Raw genomic sequence first — 23,168 nt, 5'->3', positions numbered from 1 at the left:
TGGTTTGCCGTTGCAGTTGGTAGCTGGTGGCACCGGTGGTGCTGTTCCAGCTGACGCTGTAGGCGCCATCCGGATCACCGGAAGGCGCATTGGGGGTTCCCGGTGTCGCCGGGGTGGTGACGGTGAAGGTATTGCTAAAGCGATTGCCCGAACAACTGGTGTAACTGCCGGTGGTACGGCAGGCACGCACCGCGTAACGATAAGTACCCACCACCAATCCGGTATCGGTGCGACTGGTTGCCCCATTGCTTTGAATCGTGGCCCAGCTGCCACTGTTAAATTGACGCTGCAGTTGGTAGTAACTCACCGAGCCACTGGCCGCCCCCCAGCTGAGGGAGACGGTACCACTGTAGTTGGTACCAGGGGTGGTGATGGAACTCGGGACGCCAGGAGTGATCGCCACCTGGGTGGTATCCACAGAGCTGTAGGCGGAACAACCCACGGAACTGCAGGCGCGCACCCGATAGCCATAGACCGCATTGCCCAAACCCGACTCGGAGCGGCTGGTAGCGCTGGTGTTTTGGATGGTGCTCCAGCTGCCGCCGTTGGTTTGCCGTTGCAACTGGTAACTGGTGGCACCGGTGGAGTTGTTCCAGCTTACTGAGTAGGTGCCGTCGTTGTCGTTGGTCGGCGCATTGGGTTGGCTGACCGCCGCCGGGGCGGTGACGGTGGCGTTGGACGAGTAACGCCAGCCGGAACAGTTGGTGTAGCTGCCGGTGGTGCGGCAGGCTCGGATCGCATACTGATGAGTGCCGGTGGCCAGGCCGCTGAAGGCTCGGCTGGTGGCAGTACCATCATAGGCATTACTCCAGCTGCCGCCGTTAAAGCGTTTGTCCACGTCATATTTGGTGACCGAGCCGGAGGACGCGCCCCAAGTCAGAGTGTGGCTGCCGTTGTAGCTGGTGCCGGGGCTGATGCTGGCGGTGCCGGGTACACCGGGGGCGATGGCCACCTGGGTGCTGTCGGTACCGCTGTAACCGGAACAGCTGCCGGCACTGTTGCAGGCACGCACGCGGTATTCCCACACGCCGTTACCCAGGCCCGACTCGGAACGACTGGTGGAACTGCTGTTGTGTACTGTGCTCCAGCTGCCACCGGCGGGGCGGCGTTGCAGTTGGTAGCTGGTGGCGTGGGTCATGGAGGACCAGGTAACGGTGTAAGCGCCGTTGCCGTCGTTAGTGGGAGCACTTAGGCTAGAGGGTGTAGAGGGGACAGGGTTATGAACGGTAACAGTGACGGTGCCTAAGTTTTCTTCCCACTCCTCCCAAGACTCATCATCATCAAAAGTTTCTTCAAAGTATCCAATAACCGTGTATGTGTAGGTGCCTGGGGCTTTGTTTGAGAAACTCCTTGAACCAGACACAAAACTCCCACAGCAATCGCCGATTGCTACGCCATTTTCACGTAACTCAAAATTGTTGAGTGAATCATCTGAGCCCGAGTAGCTCCAATTAACGGTGTATGAGCCCGTACTGGGGTTGGGTGTAGCACTGATGGCAGCCAGCGCCTGAGAACCAAATACCGACAAACTCAACAGCAAAAGCGCGTTTACTGCGAAGCGATTAAAACGGCAAAACCCCTTCAACGTGTTCATAACAACCTTCCCCGTGGTCATTAGCAAACCGCCCGCACAGAAGTAACTGAGCGGGCGGTCATCAAATTGGAATTAATCGGTGTGGTGCGAGAAACAGAAATCAAAAAGTCAGCCCGCGCCCACTGAGGGTACGGTGCGAAACACACAACAACGCGGCCACCATCCATGATGTACTGGCGGCTTAGCGCGCGGTGGTGTCGGTGTTGGTTAAGTGGCTAGTACCTTTAAACAAGGCACAAAAGACAAATTCAGTGTGACCTGACATCCCTACTACCCCCAATTCTTTTTGATCTTTGGTGGGTTAAACCTCAGTAACTGGTCGAACCCCGCATCCATACGCCTCGGTATCCGTTTGATCCGTGAGACGATATTTAAAAATGTAGGAGACGGAGAACCACTTTGCCAAATGTAAAAGTGGAGAAAAAATGAAGGTATGACTTTGACTCACACTAGCTGCTGGCTAATCAAAGCTGAACATAGTTACTCAACCGATTGTATGAATACTTATAAAAAGAAAATATATCGCTAACACAAGATTTTATTCTTCATTAGCCACCCCATGCGGCACATGCCCCGTAGCCACATACTCACTGGCAGAGTCGCAATGCTTCTGCTGATCATCAAAAAACACGTCGGCGCCGTAGGCCTTCAGAAAAGCACCTTTGTCCATACCACCGAGAAACAGGGATTCGTCCAGGCGGATGTTCCAGTGGCGCAAGGTGCGCACTACTCTTTCGTGGGCCGGAGCGGAGCGGGCTGTTACAAGTGCGGTGCGAATGGGGCTGTCGTCGCCGCTGAATTCGCTTTGCAGTTTTTGTAACGCTTGCAGAAAGTTCTTGAAGGGGCCGCCAGTCAGTGGGGTTTTTGCCAGCGCTCGCTCGCTGTCTGTAAATGCCGGCAGTCCTTGCTGTTTGTAAATTTTTTCCGCTTCGTCGGAGAAAATTACCGCATCACCATCAAAGGCAAAACGCAGTTCGTCATCGTTGTCATTGGCGCTGTTGGCAGACAGCAAGGTAGCTGCCGCTACACCATTTTTTAAGGCGTTGCGAACATCGTCGCCGTGTGTGGAGAGAAACAGGTGGCAACCGAATGCCGAGACGTAACGGTAAGGGCTTTCGCCTCCGCAGAAAGCGGCGCGGCTGATGTTAAGCCCATGGTGTTCTATAGAGTTAAAAATACGCAGTCCGGTGTCTGCAGAGTTGCGTGACAACAGGATAATTTCTACCCGTGGCTCACCACCGAGTTTTTCATTGATGCGCAGTAATTTTTTAACCAGGGGAAATGCCTCCCCCGGTTGCAGGATGTCGTCTTCGTGATCGATTTGGTAGCTAGAATAGGCTTTCAGCCCTTCGGCTTCATACACATGATGGCTGTCGGACAGGTCGAAAAGTACCCGCGTTGACAGGGCTATAACCAGCTTGTCGTCATTTTTATCTGCCATATCAATTACTCAAAAATCGCAAATACTGTATATAAATACAGATTAAATTTCAACCTCGCGTCTCACGATACCAACAAGCAATGACTACCAGCCCAAGCAGGGATACCAGCGCGGCCAGATTAAAAGTAAATTCTGCCCCCAGGTGCCACACCTGCCCCGCCACAATGGAACCCACCGCACCTCCCATTCCAAAACTGACGGCGGTGTACAACGCTTGCGCTTTACTTTGGTGTTCACTGCCAAACAGGCGGCGAACGCCCTCTACGGCGGCGGCATGAAAGACACCAAAGGTAAAGGCATGAAGTACCTGAGACAGTAACAACCAGGCCATTTGATCCGCCAGATGGCCGATCAACAGCCAGCGGATGGCAGCCAGTAACAGGCTGACCAACAACAACCCCTTGACGCCAAAGCGGGGTAACAGCCTGTGCATCAACAAAAACAGCAAAACCTCGGCAATAACCCCCAATGCCCACAGCCAACCAATGGTAAATTCGCTGTAGTTAAGCCCCTGTAGGTGAATACTGAAAAACCCATAGTAAGCACCGTGTCCCAGCTGCATCAGCAAACCACCCAGCAGAAACGCCACCGGGGATTTCTTAAGCACCAGCGGCCAAAACCCTTTGCTGACTGTTTTTGTTCGGGGTTTTTCGCTTGACGGAATGACCAGGCTGCTCGCCATTGTCAGTAGCAGTAACGCCATGGTGATGGCAGGCAGGTAAACAATATTTTCGTCGCCCAGCAACGCTCCGGCAAGCAACACCAGAACGATAAAGCCCACAGAACCCCACAATCTAATCAGGCTGTAGCGCTCCGGCTGACCACCGAGAAAACTCAGGGTGATCGCTTCCTGTTGCGGCAAAATGGCGTTCCAGAAAAAGCTGTAGGCAAACAGGATGGCCATTAATGGGAAAAAGCCCAGCTCCAGAAAATGGCCGGCAAAAAACAACGAGGCCAGCAGGCACCCCAGGCGCATCACCAACAAGCGTTTGCCGGAACGATCCGCCAACCAGGCCCACAGATTAGGCGCCACCACTTTGCAGGCGGTTACCGTGCCCAGCAACCAGCCGATTTGTTCAGGGCCAAAGCCCAACCACTGGAAATAGAGCGGCCAGTACGGTGCCAATACGCCCAGAATGGCGAAATAGAAAAAGTAAAACGAAGAAAGCCGCCAGTAAGGAACCGGCGGCTTTCGCAGTTGAGCATCCTGCATGTATGAGCCTACGGCTTGGCTGGAATCGGTGCTGTATTGACGTTAACACCTGTGTTCTGAGCACGATGGCGCAGCAGTTGATCCATCAATACCAGCGCCAACATGGCCTCACAAATGGGGGCTGCGCGAATACCCACGCAAGGGTCGTGGCGGCCAGTGGTCACCACTTCAATGGGGTTGCCATTGACGTCCACACTGCGGCCAGGAATACGCAAACTGGAAGTGGGCTTAAAGGCCACCTGCACGTTTATATCCTGACCAGAGGAGATACCGCCGAGAATGCCGCCAGCGTGGTTGGACAGAAATCCCTCTGGGGTTATTTCATCCCGATGCTCGGTGCCCTTTTGCGCCACCGACGCAAACCCGGCGCCAATCTCCACGCCTTTGGCAGCGTTAATGCTCATCATGGCGTGGGCGATATCTGCATCCAGACGATCGAACACAGGCTCCCCTAACCCCACGGGCACGTTGGTCGCTACCACGCCAATACGAGCACCCACAGAATTACCCTCTTTGATCAGCTGTTGCATGTAGTCTTCCAGCTCCGAGACCTTATTGGCGTCGGCACAGAAGAACGGGTTGTTATCCACTTCTGCCAAATCGACCGTATCAATCTCAATGGGGCCCAGCTGCGACAGGTAACCGCGAATGTTAATGCCACACTCTTGTTGCAAATATTTGCGAGCAATGGCGCCGGCAGCCACGCGCATGGCAGTTTCCCGTGCGGAAGATCGGCCACCGCCGCGATAGTCACGATGACCGTATTTGTGGTGGTACGTGTAATCCGCGTGGGCCGGGCGAAACTGGTCTTTGATTTTGCTGTAGTCCTTGGAACGCTGGTCCATATTCTCAATCAGCAAACCGATTGGCGTTCCCGTGGTTACCCCTTCAAATACGCCGGAAAGTATTTTTACCTGGTCGGTTTCCCGACGCTGGGTGGTATAACGAGACTGCCCCGGTTTGCGGCGCTCCAATTCCCCTTGAATATCCGCTTCGCTGAGTTCAAGCCCCGGAGGGCAACCATCTACAATACAGCCCAGTGCCGGGCCGTGGCTTTCGCCAAAGGTGGTGACGGTAAATAATTTGCCGTAGGTATTTCCGGACATTAGTTATTCCCAATAATTGTTAGTTGCTCTCGGTTGAGTACACAAACCCCATGGCCACCGCGCTCGAACTCGACCCATTCAAAACCCAGCTGCGGATAGGCGGCCTCCAACGCTGGCCAGGAGTTACCCACTTCCAACACCAGGTGACCACCATCGTTTAAATGATCAGCGGCCTGCGCTAACAGGCGGCGAGTAAAATCCAGGCCATCTTCACCAGAGGCCAGCGCCAGCGAGGGCTCGTGGTGAAACTCGCTGGGCATACTGCCAAAATCCACTTCATCCACATAGGGCGGATTACAAACGATCAGGTCGTAGCGCTCATCCGCCAAGCCCTGAAACAAATCCGACTGCAGCGCCCTTACCTGCCCGTCCATATGATGCAGGTGGATATTCTGCTGGGCCACATCCAGAGCATCGGCGGAAATATCACTGACATCCACCTGCGCATATTCAAAAGCATAAGCGCAGGCGATACCGATACAGCCGCTACCACAACACAAATCCAGAATTCGCTCTGGCGACTTTTGCAGCCAGGGGACGAACTGCGCTTCGATCAATTCAGCAATCGGAGAGCGCGGTATCAGCACCCGCTCATCCACCATAAACTCCAGGCCGCAAAACCAGGCCGAGCCGGTAATGTAAGGCGCCGGAATACGCTTGCTAATACGGCGCTCCAACAGCGCCAATACTCGCTGCTTTTCAGCACTTGTCAGGCGCGCATCCAATACCTGAGGACCACTATCGTTGGGCAGATACAGTCCGTGGAGCACCAGCGCAACGGATTCGTCCCAGGCATTGTCTGTGCCGTGCCCAAAAAACAGCGCCTCTTCGCCAAAGCGGCTCGCTCCCCAGCGGATAAAATCCCGCACGGTGTGCAGTTGCTCAGCGATGTGTGAGTGATCGTCCAACGGTGGTTCCAGGGGCTTTTTGCAAAGGCGCCATTCTACCTATATGACAGTAAAAATGCTTTAGGGACAATCCTAAAAATGCGCTATTTCCGCGATAGCAGCGTTGGCAGCGTACTCGAGTCCTCATGTATGTCTTATACACTCCGGGTCTGCGTGCGCTGCCGCCTTGCTCTCACGAAACTATCACTATTTTTAGAAGTGCCCCTTTACCTCAATTGCGCTTTCACGTACCTTAGCCGCCCCGTTTAACCATCTCGACATTGCCATGAAAGACGCATTTGCCAAGATTATCGAAAGCATTGGTGAAGACCTGAGCCGCCCCGGCTTGCAGGATACTCCCAAGCGGGCCGCCAAGGCGTTTGAATTCCTCACCCACGGTTACGAGCAAAGCCTGGAGGAAGTGGTCAACGACGCGCTTTTCCCCTGTGAAAGCCGTGAGATGGTGATCGTTAAGGATATCGAGCTGTACTCCTTATGCGAGCACCACCTGCTGCCCTTTATCGGCAAGTGCCACGTGGCTTACATTCCCGACGGCAAAGTGCTGGGCCTGTCCAAAGTAGCCCGCATTGTGGACATGTTTTCTCGTCGTCTGCAGATTCAGGAGAACCTCGCCACCCAGATTGCCAAGACCATCGAAGAAGTCACTGGCGCCCTGGGCGTGGGGGTTATTATCGAAGCACAACACATGTGCATGATGATGCGCGGCGTAGAGAAGCAGAACTCCCTGATGAAAACCTCGACAATGCTGGGAATTTTCCGGGACAATCAGATGACCCGCTCCGAATTCCTGTCGTTGCTGCGGTAGGCTCAGAACTGCAATTCCAGACCAACCCGCCAAAAGCGCTGCTGCGCAAGGGTTTGCAAACCTGTGCTACTGACGGCGGAAACCACTTCGCGGTCAAACAGGTTTTCCACCGCCAACGACAGAGTTAGCTTGTCGGCTAGCTCATATCCCGCCGCCACATTGGTGGTGAACACACCCGACAGTTTGCGCTGGTTCAGGTCGTCATCAAACTGACTGCCGCTGTAGCGCCCCTGTAAGGCCAGCCAACCCCAGGGGAAACTGTGCCGAACGGAACCAAAAGCAGAGTGCTGCGGTGTTTGCACTGGACGGAGACCAATCAATAAGGGGTTGGCGGCAAAACGACTAATACGACTGTCGGTATACAAGTACCTCACCACCACTTCACTGCTATCGCTCAGTTGGAATTCACCTTCCAGCTCGACGCCATCAATATCTATTCGATCAATATTGGCCCGCTGCCGCAGTACGCCACCAGTGGGCACAAATCCCCCCAGTGGAAAAAAGCCGGGGCCAAATCCGATGGTGATATTGCCAACACCATCGTCAAAGCGATTGCGGTAGTAAGTAGCCTTGCCGCGTACCCCATTGCCAAAGCTGGCAGAAACACCAAGTTCGGCGCCGTAAAGAGCCTCTGGCCGTAAATTGGGGTTGGCTTCGGTAATGTCGTTGACCACCCGAAACGGGCGATAGAACTCGTTAATGGTGGGCAAACGCCAGCTGCGATAAGCAGCGGCATTCAACGTCACCGCAGCCGTTAACGGGTATTGCAGACCTGCCCGGCCAGAAAACTCGCTGCCACTGCGGTTGGCAATACCGTCTTGCCGCAACACAGCGCCATCAGCCAAATCCAATTCCCTGCGCTGACCATTAAACGTGCGGTAACGATCCAGCCGGGTAGAGATACTAAAGGCGCCCCACTCCCCTTCGCTGTGAAAATCCGCAAATACACCGACGATGCGCTGTTCGCCACCGGCGATTCGCTGGCGGGTAAAGCCTTGCCCCAGGTTGCGAAAGCGCTCATTGGTTTCCCCTTGGCCGTAGCGCCCCTCAATGCCCACTTCAAAACCATCGAGCTGAACCCTGGCCAACAGACCACCGCCGGTACCCGGCACATCAAATTGATCGAGAACTGGGCGCTCAGTGGTTCTGCCATCCCGTGCACTGGCAAACACATTGGCGAAATCTGTGCTGCGGTAGTAACCCAGCAGCTCCCAATTGAGCTTATCTGGCGTTTGATGCAATACACGAAAAGAGCCTTCCAGGCTTTCCGTGGAGTTATTGGCGGTACTCAAACCATTCACACGCTGTTCATCGAAATAACGCACAGACCCAGCAACTCGGGTGGCATCGGATAACTGCAACCCTCCTCGCGCAGTGGCGCTTTGCACGTCACTGGCGGCGCGAATATCAATGGGCCCCCGTTGCTCCGGGGACAACAAGAAGGGCCCATCACTGTCAAAATGTCTGCCAGACAAGCTCAGGTAACCGTTTTGCCCAACTCGATCAATACCCGCAGACAATGAATAGCTGTCGAACGCCCCGTATTCAGTCGCCAGATGACCGCCGTTTTCCACCGGAACCGTTGAACTCAGGGCGACGGTACCGGCAAGCCCTTGAGGGCCAAAGGCACTGGCACTTCCACCCTTGAAAATATCTACCTGGGCGATGTTCCGCTGATTGAGGGACGACCAATAGACCCAACCGCCAAAAGGATTGTTAAGAGGCACACCGTCCAGAGTGACCAGCACCCTGCCCGCACCGTTTGCGCCCACGCCTCTGGCAGAAAGCCCTTGCGTAGTAGGATGTGCCGTCAGGCTGTTGGCGCGGCGAAACAACCCTATGCCAGGAACTTGCTTTAGCTGTTCATCCAACCGCAGAGAGGCGTTATGAGTGACATCGAGCGTCGTTTTCGCCTGCCCCACTGCACTGACAGGCAGGCGGTTGCCAGAAACCCTGATTTCTTCGATAACATCGCTTTTGCTTACTGCATCAGCAGCAGTTAACGCGGGGCAGCCGCTGACAAGCAGTGCCCCCAGACATAAACGGAAAAGGCTGGCCATTATTTTTTCGGTTTGACCCTCAACACTTTGCCGGACGAGCTGTCTGTTAGCAGATAGAGGTAGCCATCCGGGCCGGTGCGTACATCGCGAATGCGAGCGCCTAACTCCTTAAACAGTATTTCCTGATCAACCACCTTACCCTTATCCAGGGTCAAGCGGCGCACAGATTGTTCTTTCAGCGCTGCCACAAACAGATTGTTTTGCCACTGGGGAAACGCCGAACCTTTATATTGCGTCATGCCCGCTGGCGCAATGGAGGGCACCCAGTAAACCAGCGGCTGTTCCATATTGGGCAGTTCCGTGTGGGGAGAAATGATTGAGCCGTTGTAATCAATACCGTAGGTAATCGCCGGCCAACCGTAATTTTTGCCAGGCTTAACCAGGTTGAGTTCATCCCCACCTTTGGGGCCATGTTCGTGCATGTACACGGAATCCGAATCCGCGTCGTAGACAATGGCCTGGGGGTTGCGATGACCGTAGCTCCATATCTCCGGGCGCACGTCGGGCTTGCCAACATACGGATTGTCTTTGGGCACAGAGCCGTCGGGATTCAGGCGAATTGATTTGCCGTAGTGGTTATCCAGCTTTTGCGCCTGCTCGCGGTGATTACCGCCGTCGCCATTAGCTGCCAGCAAGGTGCCATCGGGCAGCCAGACCATACGGCCACCGTAGTGAATGGCCCTGTCGCGCCAGGGTTCAGCGCTAAAAATCACTTCCACATCCGTGAGCTTCATGCCAACCAGTTTGCCTTTGGCAATGCGCAAGGTTTTGCGTTTCCTGTCGCCGTGAGCATAGGAGAGATATACAACCCCGCTTTGCTCAAAATCCTCCGCAAGCAGTACATCCAGCATGCCACCCTGCCCCTGCACATGGGCTTTGGGTACACCGCTGATTGACTGGGACAGCAGCCTGCCATCGCGAATCATGCGCAACTGACCACCCCGCTCCGTGACCAACATATCGCCACCGGGCAAGAAGGCGATGGACCAGGGGTAGTTCAATTCTTCAGCGACCGTTTCCACCTGATACTGTGCCCAGGCAGCACTGGAAAAAAGCAGACAAAGTACAAACCTCACCAACAAAGTCATCTGTTTACCCTCTTTTTTAACTGGGGCCTGCTCACACTAATTGAATCATCACTGCTGGGAGCCATTTTTTTGCCCAGCAAGGCAGAAGGAGTGCCGTGTAGTCATTCTACATAAGCGACTGATAACGCAGCTGGGCGGAAAAATGGCCCCAGCCCTTCGGGTTGCGGCTAAAAAAGCGCCACTCGGTGTTGCTCGTCGATCATTTGGAATGACCAAACCACACTCCTCGCGCCTTGATTGGCGCTTTTTTAGTCACAACAGTGGCGATTCAATTAGTGTGAGCAGGCCCTAATAACCGATAGCACCAGCCACCGAAAGTTCCCGCAACAATCAAACCCAGTACACCCCAACCCCGAAAACCGGCAATCAGGGAAACCCCAAGCAGGTTGTTAAGCAAAGTATTTACTAGCCACAGCAGAATGCCACAACAAAGGGCAAACAACAGTGTACAAATACTATCGTTAAAGTGCTTTTTAATACTGCGAAAGACCAGCATGGACAGTAACAACGAAGGAACAATCAAAAGCCAATAAAGTGGCGCACTGCGCCAGATATCCGTAGCCGTTACTTGCAACCGTGTCGCCAATGGCACTGGCACGCCCATATCAACCAACCCGGCCAGTATAAATTGCGATGCAATAATACTGGCAACTATCTGTGTAACTGCCACAGCAGCCAAAAATGCCAGAAATGCCTTTACCCGGAAGGTCATCAGCAGAAATCCTTAGGTAGCATACAAACTCAACCTTTAGCGTGATTTGCCGGCAACGGCACTATTTAGTGTCTATGCTTGCTGGTGTTTCAACTAGAGGATTAAAACATGAAAATCTTTATAAAAAGAAAATATCTGTTCTGGCCATTAGTTGCTTTATTTCTGACGCCACTGGCTTTGCAAGCAGAAGATAAAAAACCGCCATCACTGGCAGAAAGCTGGGTAGTTACCGTTAAAGACGGTATGCAGGACGAATTTGAAAAAGCCTTTACTGACCATATGAAGGCACGCAAAAAAGCCGGCGACCCACGGGCCTGGCAAATATACGTGCCACACACTGGGGAATCATTGAACCACTATATAATTCGCTACTGCTGTTTTAACTGGGCAGATCGTGACGCCTACAGTGCCTGGGGTGAGAAAAGCAAAATTTCCGAGCACTGGAACAAAAATGTCGACCCTTACGTGGCTAACTATCAACACCAATACAGCCGCATCGACCACGAAAATGGCAACTGGAAAAACAGCGAAACAGGCTACAAGTTTGTCGGGGTGCAGAAGTTCAAACTGAAAGCCGACTCCAGAGCCAGCAAATCCGTAGCGGCCATCAGCAAAATGGCAAAAGACATGAAATGGGACAGAAGCTGGGGTTGGTCTTACTCAGTAACCGGGCCAGAAGTGTTGATGCTGGTATTCCCCTACGAAAACTTTGCCGCCATGGAACCGCCCAAAGTCAGCTTCCGCGAGGCAGCCATCAAGCACATGAAGTCGGAAGAAAAAGTCGACAAAATGTTTGATGATTTCGACAGTAACTTCAAGAGCAGCAGCTACACCATCTACATGCATCTGCCAGAGCTATCCATGGAACAGGAGAAAAAATAACTGGCTTCTTCATGATCACGGGGTGGATTACGTTGCTTTGCAACTAATCCACCCTACTCTCTGGCCAGCAACTTTATATCCAAAACTCCCACCAGCGTCTGTTCGCCTTTCTTATGCGTTGCTGTTCTTTATAGCGACGAATATTTTCGCTGATTTTTAATTCCTCTTCTGTCAGGCTTACTTGCTGTTTAATAATCTGGACTCGGCCAACCTCACTGGGTGGAGTTGAGGTTTCAATAATTATCTTATGTTTGTGAAAACCGAGCCCCCAATACAGCAAAACCCATACGCCCGCGCTTCTAACACCCTCAATAAAGCCATTCTTATATCCCTGAGGCTGAATTTTTTCACACAGGTATTCGAATAGAAAAATAAGAGCTACCGCAAAAACAAGTGATAACGGAAACCGCACCCAAAAAGTTAAACCATTGTTTTCCTGTATTGCTTTCTTGCTCATTTTTATTTCCTCCCTGAAAAGGTCTAATTCTTACTTCACCCCAATTGCCGCACCGCCGGGCCAGCGAGGATCGCAGTAGCCGTACCAACGGCCATTTTCAAACACGATAGTACTGGTACGCCCCGGCATCCAGCGGCCGGAGTTAAGGTGGTGGCCCTGACGCACCAACAGAAGCTGGGTATCGGGGCTGATGCCCTTTTCCAGGCGCAGACGATCCGGCAACCACTGATGGTGAATACGCGGTGCAATTGCCGCTTCCGCCACGCTCATATCAAAATCCACCGTATTGAGAATGGTCTGCAACACCACATTGATAATAGCGCTACCTCCGGGGCTGCCGGTAGCCATCCAGGGTTTGCCATCCTTGAACACCATGGTGGGTGTCATGGATGACAGCGGGCGCTTGCGCGGCTCGATGGCATTGGCCTCTCCACCCACCAAGCCATAGGCATTGGGTTGCCCCGGCTTGGCAGAGAAATCATCCATCTCGTTGTTGAGCAAAAAGCCTGTTCCCGGCACGGCGATGCCGCTGCCGTAGGAAAAGTTCAGGGTGTAGGTATTGCTCACCACATTGCCCTGCTTGTCCCACACGGTGTAATGGGTGGTTTGCGGGCTTTCCTCCACCTGCGGCAGGGACGGCGATACTTCCAGCGAAGGAGTCGCCCGTACCGGGTCGATGGTTTTGCGCAATTGCTCCGCGTAGTTTTTGTCGATCAGCTGATCCACCGGCACCTGGAAAAAATCCGGGTCGCCCAGGTATTTGCTGCGATCCGCATAAGCCCGACGCATGACTTCCGTCAGGGTGTGGATGTAATAGGCGCTGTTGTGGCCCATCTGCTGTACATCAAAGCCTTCCAGCATATTGAGCATCTGGATAAGGTGTACGCCGCCGGATGATGGCGGTGGCATGGATACCACCTGGTAGCCTCGATAGGTGCCGGTGACTGGCTGGCGTTCTACCACCTGGTACTGGGCCAGATCGTCCAAGGTAATCAGGCCATTTCCCCGCTCCATTTCCGCCACAATACGCTTGGCTACTTCGCCTTTGTAGAAGCCGTCAGCGCCTTTCTCAGCGATTTGCGTCAACGTCCAGGCAAGGTCTTTCTGCACTAACTTGTCGCCAGGCTGATAACCGCTGCCATCGGGTTTGAAGTAATAACTCGCCGCTGCCGGGTTTTCTTTCAGGCGCGCACCCCGGCGCTGCAGGGAAAACGCCAATGGGTAGCCGACGGTAAAACCTTTGTCAGCCAATTCAATGGCTGGCGCCAGCACCTTCTTCAGTGGCAGCGAACCGTATTTTTGCTGGGCATGAACCAGCCCTGCAACGGTGCCAGGCACTCCGGCGGACTGATGGCTGCCGCGAGCCCGCTCACCGTCTACACCACCCTCCTGATTCCAGAACATCTCCCGATGGGCCGCTGCCGGAGACAACTCCCGGTAATCCAGAGCAATGGTGCGGTTTTCTTCTGCCAAATGCAGCAACATAAAACCGCCGCCACCGATATTACCCGCCTGAGGAAAAGTAACCGCAAGCGCAAAGCCAGTGGCCACTGCCGCATCCACCGCGTTACCACCCTGGGCGAGGATGTCCGCTCCCACCTGGCTGGCGACCGCATCCCGCGCGATGACCATGCCCGCCTCACCAATTTCCGGATGCACTCTGGCACCGAGATCAAGAATTGGGGCTTCAGGTTCCGTTTCTGCCGCTTGCAAATGACAGCTGGCGATCAGTACGGCAAAAACACGAGCCAAATAGCGGCGCAACATGGGCGTAATCTCCTCTGATTGCGGGCATCATAGCAATAGTGAGCTGTACTGGGGAGTGCATTAGGGCCTGTTCACACTAATTGAATCGCCACTGTTGTGACTAAAAAAGCGCCAATCTAGGCGCGAGGAGAGTGGTTTGGTCATTCCCCTCTCCATAATGGGGAGTAGCGACGAGCAACACCGAGTGGCGCTTTTTTAGCGCAACCCAAAGGGCTGGGGCCATTTTCCCGCCCAGCTGCGTTATCAGTCGCTTATGTGGAATAACCACACGGCACTCCTTCTGCCTTGCTGGGCAAAAAAATGGCTCCCAGCAGTGATGTTTCAATCAGTGTGAACAGGCCCTAGCAACAACCGTTCAGCGGAAACTCGGCAGCTCATGGAAAAAGGCGCTAGCCTTTATAGTGCTCCTTTAAATGACATGCCTACCCCAGGCCACCGCCCTGGTGGCCGTAAATGCCCCATTCGACAGAGTGCGAGTGGGGCTTTTTTCAACCACTGGGCCGAAAGCCTACTCGCCAACTACTATGAACCAATCAGCATTTTCATAAGCTCCTCCGCGCCCACCGTCGCCTGGGCGCGAATAAGCTGTCGACTGGTATTGTCACCAAATTCATAGGTAACTGCCGGTGCACCATGGTGTTTGTAGATGTAGTTTTTGGAAACGTAGGTTTTGGGGTTGTATCCTGGCCTGCGGCGCAGCTTGTAATCGGGCATGCGGCCCTGAATATTGTCGAGCCATGTATTAATAAACTCGGCAGGGTTGCCCGGCAGATCGTCTGGCAACGTGTAAAAGATATCCCTTGTTGTGGAGTGAAAGTCCACAAAAAAACGGATGCGCTCTTTGTCAGTATTCTTGAAACGGGCAAGTTGTTTACCAATAGCGCTGGTTTCTGCCTGTTTAAACGGCCCCCAGTCACGATTAAGGTCTATGCCGTTGGTGTTTTTTCGCCAGTGACCCAAGGCAACCCCGTCTGGATTGAGATTAAACACAATCAGCAGGTTTATCTTTTCCCTGAACTGCTTCGCCACAGGAGTATCTGCCAGCAGTGTATTGACAAAGAACATCATGCCCAGTGCACCTGTTACCTCAGCTGGGTGCTGACGACCGACGATGACCAGATAATCACTGCTCTTTGATGTGTTACTTTCCAGCTTGTAAATGGGCCTGCCCTGCTCAGATTTACCTATCTCAGTTTTTGTAAGATAAGGTTTTTTCGCCAATACATTTTCCACGTGGGTATGGAAGTTGTTATCTAAAATTTCCTGACCAGCGACGTAGGTGGGCTCAGGGCCAACAGCCAGCCTCATACGAATCTGTTTGCCATCCTTCAATTCTTTGACAGACTTTTTAGGCAAGGGAGTCCACTGCCTTTTATCCGTACTGGTTTTTGGGTGATAGCGATGTGATTTTTCCGTGTAGGTGAGGCGCACGGTTATTCTTTGTTTTGTTTCAGAAACAACCCGAAACGCATACCACGGGCTGTTGTGGGCAGGCAGGGATTCTGGCTTGATAATGAGCTCGTAGTTTTTTTTGCCCAGTTTGCGGCAGCCATTCAGGCGCCCTGTTTCGAAGTTAGCGTCGAAGCTGACGCCATCAAACTCGCATGCCACATTAACTGATGTTGCCCGCTCATTGTTACTTTGCGCAAAACCAGCTATAGGTAATAGAAAAATAACAAATACAAGAAACCTGCCTGGATGCAGCATATAACCCTCCATCAAAGACAATAAAACTCGGGATAAAAACAGGGGGAGCAAAGCTCCCCCTACTTAAGTACAAGGCGAATTAGTTGAAACGCTTGCTAAGATCGAGATACAGGTAACGACCGCGGTTTGAATGCAGCGAGCTAAAATAACCAAACGCGTTATCCGCCAGAGGCGGCTCACGATCAGCGATATTACGCACGCCCAGCCTGACGCGAGTGCCATCCAAAGCGCCATCCTGGAAGCGGTAATCCAGGTTAACGTTGGTTCGCAGGAAGCTACCCACAGGGAACAGAGTGCCGTCGCTAAGGGTTGCAGAGGTATCTACAACATCATCGACATAACTTGTGAATATGCCGGCACCCCACTCATCTTTACGCCATCTCAAAGACACACTGCCACGCCAATCCGGGCGGCCATTTTCGCGACGCAAATCTCCCGCATTACCAACATTCAGCGTTACTGGCACGGCGGCCTCACCGGTAACAGGGCTGATAAGGCCAGACTCTTGAGCGGCAAGCAGTTGTGCAGAAATAGCATCGGGTTCTTGGGTGAACTCAATCAATCGTGCAGCGTTCAGCTTGAACGTAAAGTCACCCAGGTCTGTATCCAAAGAGTACTCCAGAGATACATCCGCACCTTCGATGCTTCTTGGTGAAAGGTTGGAGTACGAATCCAGAACTCGAATCACTTCACCGGGAGTACCGTCGGCTTCATCAGGCTGTCGAATCACATTGGGGTTAAAAGACCCCTGTGCGCGCAGAAGTGAGTCAAACAACAACTGATTTTGCCCGCCAAGGATACCGACGACACCTTCCTGTTCAATTTTCCACCAGTCCAAGGTAAATGTCAGATCATTGAGCGGGGTAAAAACGAAACCAACAGCGATGTTTTCATCATCTTCTGGTTGCAAGCTGGTACTGCCTGAACGAACCTCTTCTGTGCCTTGTCGTTCATCACGTACAACATCGGTACGAGTATTCACCCGAGAAACCCCCTGCTCTACAATCTGAGGAATGTTGGGGGCACGGAATCCTTCCGAATACGCAGTGCGAATTTTGAACCAATCAACCAGCTGCCAAGAAAGGGCAAATTTTGGCTTGGTTGTAGAGCCCACGTCGTCAAAGTCCTCGTAGCGAACCGCAATCTGTGCATCCAGACGCTGAATCAGCGGCAGGTCTGCCAGAATAGGCACCAGAAATTCTGCATAGGCAGAAATGACCCGGCGATCACCGCTGCTGTCAGGAGTACCACTGGAACCCACCACATCAGTGCCGATTTCAGTGCTGGCATCACCTTCTGTACGCTCAAAGGTAATGGTTCCATCGAGGCGATCATCACGATCATCGCGGTACGTCTCACGACGTACTTCCACACCTGTCGCCAGGCCTACATCGCCGGCAGGCAACGAAAACAAACTGGCGTTAGACAGTTTATAGTCCCACAAAGCCAGTGTTGTTCTGCTTTTACGCGTTACATCAATACGTATTGCATCAAGGGCTGCCTGCGAATTGACGTTTGAACCGGGGTTAATGGGGTTGGAGGGATCGGATAAGTCCCCGCCCAGGAAAGGGTTGTAGGCATCAGGGGTTGTTAAATTAATTTGATCGCGAAGCAGTGTCAGGCTGATGCGGTTTTTAGCCACATCTTCCACTTCAAACTCTGAGTAAACAATCGCAGATTCCCAGTCCCAATCGCCTCGCGAACCACGTATACCACCCAGCAGTCGATAACTGTCATTTTCCACTTCGATATTGCGCAAGCCTGTATCGATTGCCCGGAAGTCCCGAACCCGCAAACCAAGGCCTTCAGCAGGCGCATCGATACCTGCCAATCGATTTGGATTAGGGGTTACACCGTCGGCCAACGTTGTCGGCCCCAGCGGATTCCAGTATGCATTGGCATTAATATCAAATTCCTGGCTGCCCAATACCCCGGCCTGCTCACGAATACGCAACGTCTCGGCCTGGTAGTAAGAGGCTTCACCAAAAAATTCGTGGCCGCTTTCAAATTCATGATTCACAAAAGCGAAGATGTTGAGGCGTTCGACATCAGAGGTTAATGAACGAACTCTGTTGCGATCTGAGCGCAAATTCTCATCGCTACTGGTAGTAGACAGAATACCATTGTCAAGACACACGCCAGGGTTTTCGGGATTAAAGCCTTCCGTACCGGCGATACAACCGGAATTACCAAGAGGCTGCGTGTGGAAGCGACGAGATGATGTCGTCAAACTGCGGTTTACACCGTCTGGGCCAACAATATCTACATCAATTGGCGCCTGAAACTCACCAAACGGGGAATCTGTACTGGTCCCCCTGAAGTCTGTATCACCCTCAAATGGACTGCCCGTGCCTTCTAGCAGTGGCCGCAAGTCGCTGGAAGCAGAATACGGTCTTTCACTGGCTTGCAAGCCCTTACGGTCAAAGTAGCTGCCAGACAGAGTGACTTTTGTTCTGCCGTCGTTAAACTCAAGGCCCGTAATGCCGTTTAGAGATACCTCGTTAAGACCCGTCCCCTGGGAAGTGCCATAACGTACACTCAGTTGAGAACCATCGTAATCATCATCAAGCAAGTAGTTAATCACACCGGCTACGGCATCTGTACCGTAAATAGCCGCAGCACCATCACGCAACACTTCAACTCGCTGCAAACCACGAACCGGCAGTGTATTTGAGTTCACAGTGGTAACCGGCACAAAGTTTTCTGTTTGTGTACCTGGGTGCAATACCAAGCGACGACCATTGAGCAGTGTCAACGTATTACCTGTGCCCAAACCACGAAGGTTAATGGAGCCCACATCGCCACGAGCATCGTTTACACCACCCACTGAACGCTCGCTACTGAAGGCCACTTCACCTATCTGAGGAATGGAGCGCAGTAGTTCATCACCAGTGGATGCACCTGTCAGGGTTATATCTTCCTGACCGAGAACGGTAACCGGCAGTGCGCCTTCAATGTTGGCGCCCTTAATCTGGGAACCAACTGCCACAATTTCTTCATCAATGCCTGAGTCTTCAGACTTATCTTCTTCAGCATTCGCTGAAACAGCAAACAGTGAGCTGATTGCTGCGAGAACACCTAAACTCAACTTTTTCTTTTTAGGCATTTCTTTTCTCCCCTCTACGGTTTGATTCTGAGTAGCCAGTGAAATAGTCACTGTACCGTTTTCAGAGAGATTGCCCTTCAGCCCGGAGCCTTTGAGCAATACATCGAGCCCTTGCCCCAAGGTAAATCGACCCCTGACCTTGTTCGCTTGACACTGCTTGGCTTTTTCATAGGGAAAAAGTAATACAATGTCCGTTTGCTCGGCAAAAATATTCAGCGCTTCTGCCGCATTAAGTTCAGGAATATCGATCTCATAAAGTTTTTGGCCATCTGAATGACTGGCTGCATGGGCACAGGCACTCAACAGCAGGCACACCGCGCTTAAATATCTGACGCAGTGGTGCCAACGATTGCGTAAGGTTAGAAACCCGCAACCATTGCACAAAAACGTTAGCCAAAACTGCATGGCAACCCCTCGGGGATATAACAAATCAAGTTCAAAAAGCCGTAAAAATTCTTTTCAAATATTTCAATTACTCCTTGATGGAAGAGAGTTGAACCTTGTTCTCGCTAACTCGATGGACATTAACGCCAAAGCCTTGCTCCAGAATGTCGAACATTTTTTCCATCTCGTTAAACTTGAAGCGCCCACCGATGGGAATGCTGGCCACTTCCGGTTCACTGATTTCGATCGACATGGTGGTATAGCGGCTTACCTCCTGCATGGCTTCTTCCAAACTCTCCCCTGAGAATGTCAAGTAACCATTGCGCCAGGAATGCTTGCGAAACAGTTCGCTTGAAGGGATAGTCTTTTTGGTCACTTTAGCTTCACTATTGGGCTGCTGTGACGGCAACGCTATTGTTCCAGACTCCCCAGCACTGAGAACATTACCGCTGCCCACAACAGTCGGTTCGCGATCACCCGTCTTTCTTTTGGCGTCGCCTTTAACATCATCAGCGTCAGCCAGAGCCTGTTGCAATGGTGCAAATGCCACACTGCCTTCAGAAACCATCACACTCACATCGCTTTTCTGAACGTGAACCGAAAAAGCCGTGCCAATCGCTTGGATACGTCCGCCCCCTGCGTAGACACGAAACGGTCTGGCAGGATTCTTGGCTACGTCAAAGTAGGCTTCGCCTGTCAGCAAGTAGATATTGCGGTGACTTTCTGCATAGCTAACCTCAAGCTTGCTGTTGGTATTCAGCAGTATCGTTGAGCCATCTGGCAATGAGAGTGTTTTTTGCTCACCAATGCTTGTGCTGTAGATGCCATTGCCATCACCTAATTCCTTGTTGGGTAAAAAGTTCAGAAATAGCAATGCACAAATGCACAAAGCACAGGCTGCCATCGCCCCCCAGCGCACAGAGGGCCGCTTAAAAAAACCTTTTTCCTCGGCAGCAGGCTCTTCAGCAGAGGCATCGTATTGGCTAAGGGGCAACATCAGCTCGGTTAGTACATTGTCACTCCACAGTGCACACAAGCTTTCCAGCTCACTGCGATGTATCGGGCTGCGATGTAACCATTCCCCAAGCTCCTTCATCTCCTTTTTACTTAAAGGCTTGTCACCATCCATTTTTATCAACCACGCCGCCGCTTGCTCAGAAACGGCAGAATGGGCTTTTAAAGGCGATTTACTCATTTGCCCACCTCCTTGGTTGCAGCCAGGTGATGGCCGGAAGAATCTGTTTTCGTGTCAATCTGCATCTGTCTTGAATCTATGTGGTCTCTGCAACTTAGTACGCCTGATCTAAGGTGTTTTTCTACCGAGCTCAATGATATCGCCAGCCGCCGGGCAATCTCCTTATGGGGCAAGCCATGAACCTTTCTCATCAAATACACACGGCGGGTCTTTTCAGGAAGGTTTGCAATCGCCTCGCAATAAATGCCAAGGGTCTCTGCAGCTTCAACTTGGTCATCAGGTGTTTGGTTCTTGTCCAACTCCACCAATTGCTCGCAATCTTCCAGATATTTAGTCATCTGGCGGCTTTTCTTGTTGAGCTCATTCAGGGCCAGGTTTTTGGCGATGGTAAATAAAAAGGCCTTTGGATGTTCAATTGCACCACGGTCTTTTTCTGCGCAATAAGCCTTCAAATAGGCTTCTTGGGCAACGTCTTCAATATCGTGTTCAGACGTCAAGAATTTGGCCAGGAATTTCTTCAAGAACGGACTGTGTTCTATAAAAAAACTCGACATGGTAGAAAGACTTTTTCTGCTCAAGGTACCAGACCCTCTTTTTCTGGCATTCACCAATACGGTGACTCAATAGTCATTTGGGAGGTAAAACCACTTCCCCAAAATATAAAACAACTCAACCCGCAAAAACCGTAAATATCCACCCAAAAAACTTCCAGCCATTCAATCAATCAGCTCCTCTCCAGCCATTTCAAAAAAAACAGCAATAGAATCAACAAGGTAGATAACCTGCCTGTTTCTGCAACATCAGAAACAACAAACCCCGGCAAAAATGCCAGGGTTTGTCAGTACTTTAAACTGCCCAGAGGCAGTTTTTAGCCGGCTCTGGGAGTTACGGCAGCAGGTGGGCAACGGCGTCGCGCTCTTCCTTCAGCTCCTGCTCGGTGGCTTCCATACGGCCTCTGGAGAAGTCATTCACCTCCAGGCCCTGAACAATTTGCCAATCACCGTCTTTGCAGACGCAGGGGTAAGAGTAAATCAAGCCGGCGTCGATGCCGTAGGAACCGTCGCTGTAGATGCCCATGCTCACCCAGTCGCCATCAGCGGTGCCCAGTGCCCAGCTGCGAATATGGTCGATGGCTGCATTGGCCGCAGAGGCAGCAGAGGATGCACCACGGGCGTTGATAATGGCGGCGCCGCGCTGTTGTACGGTGGGAATAAAGTCGTTTTCGTACCAGTCCTGCTCAACCTGTTCCACAGCTACCTTGTCATTGACGATGGCAGTGTGCAGATCCGGGTATTGAGTGGCGGAGTGGTTGCCCCACACGGTCATCTTGGTGATGTCGCTGCTGTGTACACCCAGCTTATTGGCCAGTTGAGACATAGCGCGGTTGTGGTCCAGGCGCATCATGGCGGTAAAGTTGCGCGGGTCCAGATCCGGGGCGTTGCGCTGAGCAATCAGTGCGTTGGTGTTGGCGGGGTTGCCCACTACCAGCACTTTCACATCGCGAGACGCGTGGTCGTTCAGCGCCTTGCCCTGCACGGAGAAAATCGCCGCATTGGCTTCCAGCAAATCTTTGCGCTCCATACCGGGACCACGGGGGCGAGCGCCTACCAGCAGTGCGTAGTCAGCATCTTTGAAAGCCACGTTGGGATCATCGGTTTGCACCATGCCCTGCAACAGCGGGAAGGCACAATCTTCCAGCTCCATGGCAACACCCTTGAGGGCGTCCAGGGCCGGGGTAATTTCCAGCATTTGCAGAATAACGGGTTGGTCCTTGCCCAACATATCGCCAGCGGCGATACGAAACAGCAGGGAGTAACTGATTTGACCGGCTGCGCCAGTCACGGCAACGCGTACAGGTGCTTTCACGTGGACTCTCCGAATGTAGATAGATTGAGTATGTGTTATGTAATGGAAAAAACCGCCGGATTATACGGGATCGGCGGGTATATCTGAATGCCCATTAAGGGTTTGTATTGTCATCCTGAGCCGCGTCTAACTTTATTCTTGTCATCCTGAGGCCACGGAGTGGCCGTGAGGATCTCGCAGCTTTCAAATTTTGAGATCCTCACGTCGCTACGCTCCTCAGGATGACGAAATGGGGATAGCTCCTCAGGATGATGGAATGCCTGGATAACGAGATTCCAGAGCAGCGTACAGCTGATCTTTAAAGTCTGCGCTGCCGGTATCCAGCTCAGCCACCGCTTCTACCAGATGCTCATTGTCTTCACGGCCGTTCCAGACCTTGATATAACTGCCGTCCTTGTAGCCGTGATCCTGGCGGAAAAAGTTGAGCACGTTCTTGCCCACGTAGCGCACATAAAGTTCATCGAAGTTCATACCAACGCCAGCCATCAGGCAGGCAAAACCGGGTATATCAAAGCCCTTGGTTTCCAGGGTTGTTTGGGTAAAGGCTTCCAGATCAACGCGGAAATCACCGCCCTGCCCGCTTAATTCAGTCTCCACCTTGGCGGCAATTTGCTCGCTAGAATGGCCTTCCAGCAGCAGAATACTCAGGCCAAAATGCCAGATATCCACCAGTTCCAGCTTCACTTGGTCCACATCCGGCTGCTGGTGCTTCCACCACTTCCAGCCGTAGTGGTCCATCAGCTCACCGCACTCGATCCAGATGGCTCGGTACCATTCAAAGCCGCGCTCGCGCCAGTCGCTGTGAACCTTGCTGTTCATGCCGTCTTGCAGTTCCAGCATGGTGAGAATTTGTTGTTGCATAGATGCCTCTTGGTAT

General features: G+C 52.4%; 18 protein-coding genes. 2 read left to right on the top strand and 16 right to left on the bottom strand.

The window, feature by feature from the left end:
- The 5 genes from QSV34_RS13095 to prmB all read right to left on the bottom strand — a co-directional run.
- The coding region (locus QSV34_RS13095) for a phage tail protein (RefSeq protein WP_289155405.1) at nucleotides 1-1,594 on the bottom strand (1,594 nt) is incomplete at its 3' end.
- A gap of 538 nt (nucleotides 1,595-2,132) precedes the next feature.
- Nucleotides 2,133-3,035 (bottom strand): 5'-nucleotidase, encoded by a 903-nt coding sequence (locus tag QSV34_RS13090; RefSeq protein ID WP_289155403.1) that lies wholly within the window; start codon nucleotides 3,033-3,035, stop codon nucleotides 2,133-2,135.
- Between the two features lie 49 nt (nucleotides 3,036-3,084).
- On the bottom strand, nucleotides 3,085-4,248 hold the full coding sequence (locus QSV34_RS13085) for an MFS transporter (RefSeq protein WP_289155401.1): 1,164 nt from the start codon (nucleotides 4,246-4,248) through the stop codon (nucleotides 3,085-3,087).
- 8 nt (nucleotides 4,249-4,256) lie between these two features.
- Nucleotides 4,257-5,354: a chorismate synthase gene (gene aroC / locus QSV34_RS13080; protein ID WP_289155399.1), complete on the bottom strand. Its 1,098-nt coding sequence runs from the start codon at nucleotides 5,352-5,354 to the stop codon at nucleotides 4,257-4,259.
- The gene (gene prmB / locus QSV34_RS13075) at nucleotides 5,354-6,262 is read right to left on the bottom strand and encodes a 50S ribosomal protein L3 N(5)-glutamine methyltransferase (protein ID WP_289155398.1); all 909 of its coding nucleotides are present in this window, start codon (nucleotides 6,260-6,262) and stop codon (nucleotides 5,354-5,356) included. The genes aroC and prmB overlap by 1 nt, the downstream gene beginning before the upstream one ends.
- Before the next feature lie 265 nt (nucleotides 6,263-6,527).
- Here prmB and folE point away from each other — a divergent pair, with 265 nt between their 5' ends.
- Nucleotides 6,528-7,067, top strand: a complete 540-nt coding sequence (gene folE / locus QSV34_RS13070) for a GTP cyclohydrolase I FolE (RefSeq protein ID WP_289155397.1) — start codon at nucleotides 6,528-6,530, stop codon at nucleotides 7,065-7,067.
- Between the two features lie 2 nt (nucleotides 7,068-7,069).
- Here folE and QSV34_RS13065 read toward each other — a convergent pair whose 3' ends face one another.
- The 3 genes from QSV34_RS13065 to QSV34_RS13055 all read right to left on the bottom strand — a co-directional run bounded on the left by QSV34_RS13065 (nucleotide 7,070) and on the right by QSV34_RS13055 (nucleotide 10,927).
- Nucleotides 7,070-9,127, bottom strand: coding sequence for a TonB-dependent receptor (locus tag QSV34_RS13065; protein WP_289155395.1), 2,058 nt, complete (start codon nucleotides 9,125-9,127; stop codon nucleotides 7,070-7,072).
- Entirely contained in the window at nucleotides 9,127-10,215 is a 1,089-nt protein-coding gene (locus tag QSV34_RS13060; RefSeq protein WP_289155393.1) for a PQQ-dependent sugar dehydrogenase, read from the bottom strand. Before QSV34_RS13060 ends, QSV34_RS13065 begins: the two co-directional genes overlap by 1 nt.
- 268 nt (nucleotides 10,216-10,483) lie before the next feature.
- Nucleotides 10,484-10,927: a hypothetical protein gene (locus tag QSV34_RS13055; RefSeq protein WP_289155391.1), complete on the bottom strand. Its 444-nt coding sequence runs from the start codon at nucleotides 10,925-10,927 to the stop codon at nucleotides 10,484-10,486.
- A 108-nt stretch (nucleotides 10,928-11,035) separates the two neighbouring features.
- Between QSV34_RS13055 and QSV34_RS13050 the strand changes: the two genes are divergently transcribed.
- Nucleotides 11,036-11,809: a hypothetical protein gene (locus QSV34_RS13050; RefSeq protein ID WP_289155389.1), complete on the top strand. Its 774-nt coding sequence runs from the start codon at nucleotides 11,036-11,038 to the stop codon at nucleotides 11,807-11,809.
- Between the two features lie 73 nt (nucleotides 11,810-11,882).
- Here QSV34_RS13050 and QSV34_RS13045 read toward each other — a convergent pair whose 3' ends face one another.
- The 8 genes from QSV34_RS13045 to QSV34_RS13010 form a co-directional block, all read right to left on the bottom strand.
- Nucleotides 11,883-12,266 (bottom strand): hypothetical protein, encoded by a 384-nt coding sequence (locus tag QSV34_RS13045; RefSeq protein WP_289155387.1) that lies wholly within the window; start codon nucleotides 12,264-12,266, stop codon nucleotides 11,883-11,885.
- A gap of 30 nt (nucleotides 12,267-12,296) precedes the next feature.
- Nucleotides 12,297-14,033, bottom strand: a complete 1,737-nt coding sequence (gene ggt, locus QSV34_RS13040) for a gamma-glutamyltransferase (RefSeq protein WP_289155385.1) — start codon at nucleotides 14,031-14,033, stop codon at nucleotides 12,297-12,299.
- Nucleotides 14,034-14,555: 522 nt separating this feature from the next.
- Nucleotides 14,556-15,791, bottom strand: a complete 1,236-nt coding sequence (locus QSV34_RS13035; RefSeq protein WP_289155383.1) for a M14 family metallopeptidase — start codon at nucleotides 15,789-15,791, stop codon at nucleotides 14,556-14,558.
- Between the two features lie 28 nt (nucleotides 15,792-15,819).
- Nucleotides 15,820-19,251 (bottom strand): TonB-dependent receptor, encoded by a 3,432-nt coding sequence (locus tag QSV34_RS13030; RefSeq protein WP_289155382.1) that lies wholly within the window; start codon nucleotides 19,249-19,251, stop codon nucleotides 15,820-15,822.
- Nucleotides 19,252-19,318: 67 nt separating this feature from the next.
- Nucleotides 19,319-20,425 (bottom strand): FecR family protein, encoded by a 1,107-nt coding sequence (locus QSV34_RS13025; protein ID WP_289155380.1) that lies wholly within the window; start codon nucleotides 20,423-20,425, stop codon nucleotides 19,319-19,321.
- Nucleotides 20,422-21,003, bottom strand: coding sequence for an RNA polymerase sigma factor (locus QSV34_RS13020; RefSeq protein ID WP_289155378.1), 582 nt, complete (start codon nucleotides 21,001-21,003; stop codon nucleotides 20,422-20,424). The genes QSV34_RS13025 and QSV34_RS13020 overlap by 4 nt, the downstream gene beginning before the upstream one ends.
- 307 nt (nucleotides 21,004-21,310) lie before the next feature.
- Entirely contained in the window at nucleotides 21,311-22,291 is a 981-nt protein-coding gene (locus QSV34_RS13015) for a malate dehydrogenase (protein ID WP_289155376.1), read from the bottom strand.
- Between the two features lie 243 nt (nucleotides 22,292-22,534).
- Nucleotides 22,535-23,152 (bottom strand): dUTP diphosphatase, encoded by a 618-nt coding sequence (locus QSV34_RS13010; RefSeq protein WP_289155374.1) that lies wholly within the window; start codon nucleotides 23,150-23,152, stop codon nucleotides 22,535-22,537.
- Between the last annotated feature and the right edge of the window lie 16 nt (nucleotides 23,153-23,168).

It is taken from the genome of Porticoccus sp. W117 (genome assembly GCF_030341905.1).
Lineage (GTDB): Bacteria > Pseudomonadota > Gammaproteobacteria > Pseudomonadales > Porticoccaceae > SCSIO-12696.
Note: the sequence above shows the minus strand (reverse complement) of the source record. Positions and strands in the feature narration are given on the sequence as shown.

Bases quoted from the DNA above. Each gene is read 5' to 3' on its own strand.
- QSV34_RS13090 (WP_289155403.1), bottom strand. From the start codon at position 3,035: ATGGCAGATAAAAATGACGACAAGCTGGTTATAGCCCTGTCAACGCGG.
- QSV34_RS13085 (WP_289155401.1), bottom strand. From the start codon at position 4,248: ATGCAGGATGCTCAACTGCGAAAGCCGCCGGTTCCTTACTGGCGGCTT.
- aroC (WP_289155399.1), bottom strand. From the start codon at position 5,354: ATGTCCGGAAATACCTACGGCAAATTATTTACCGTCACCACCTTTGGC.
- folE (WP_289155397.1), top strand. From the start codon at position 6,528: ATGAAAGACGCATTTGCCAAGATTATCGAAAGCATTGGTGAAGACCTG.
- QSV34_RS13065 (WP_289155395.1), bottom strand. From the start codon at position 9,127: ATGGCCAGCCTTTTCCGTTTATGTCTGGGGGCACTGCTTGTCAGCGGC.
- QSV34_RS13060 (WP_289155393.1), bottom strand. From the start codon at position 10,215: ATGACTTTGTTGGTGAGGTTTGTACTTTGTCTGCTTTTTTCCAGTGCT.
- QSV34_RS13055 (WP_289155391.1), bottom strand. From the start codon at position 10,927: ATGACCTTCCGGGTAAAGGCATTTCTGGCATTTTTGGCTGCTGTGGCA.
- QSV34_RS13050 (WP_289155389.1), top strand. From the start codon at position 11,036: ATGAAAATCTTTATAAAAAGAAAATATCTGTTCTGGCCATTAGTTGCT.
- QSV34_RS13045 (WP_289155387.1), bottom strand. From the start codon at position 12,266: ATGAGCAAGAAAGCAATACAGGAAAACAATGGTTTAACTTTTTGGGTG.
- ggt (WP_289155385.1), bottom strand. From the start codon at position 14,033: ATGTTGCGCCGCTATTTGGCTCGTGTTTTTGCCGTACTGATCGCCAGC.
- QSV34_RS13030 (WP_289155382.1), bottom strand. From the start codon at position 19,251: ATGCAGTTTTGGCTAACGTTTTTGTGCAATGGTTGCGGGTTTCTAACC.
- QSV34_RS13025 (WP_289155380.1), bottom strand. From the start codon at position 20,425: ATGAGTAAATCGCCTTTAAAAGCCCATTCTGCCGTTTCTGAGCAAGCG.
- QSV34_RS13010 (WP_289155374.1), bottom strand. From the start codon at position 23,152: ATGCAACAACAAATTCTCACCATGCTGGAACTGCAAGACGGCATGAAC.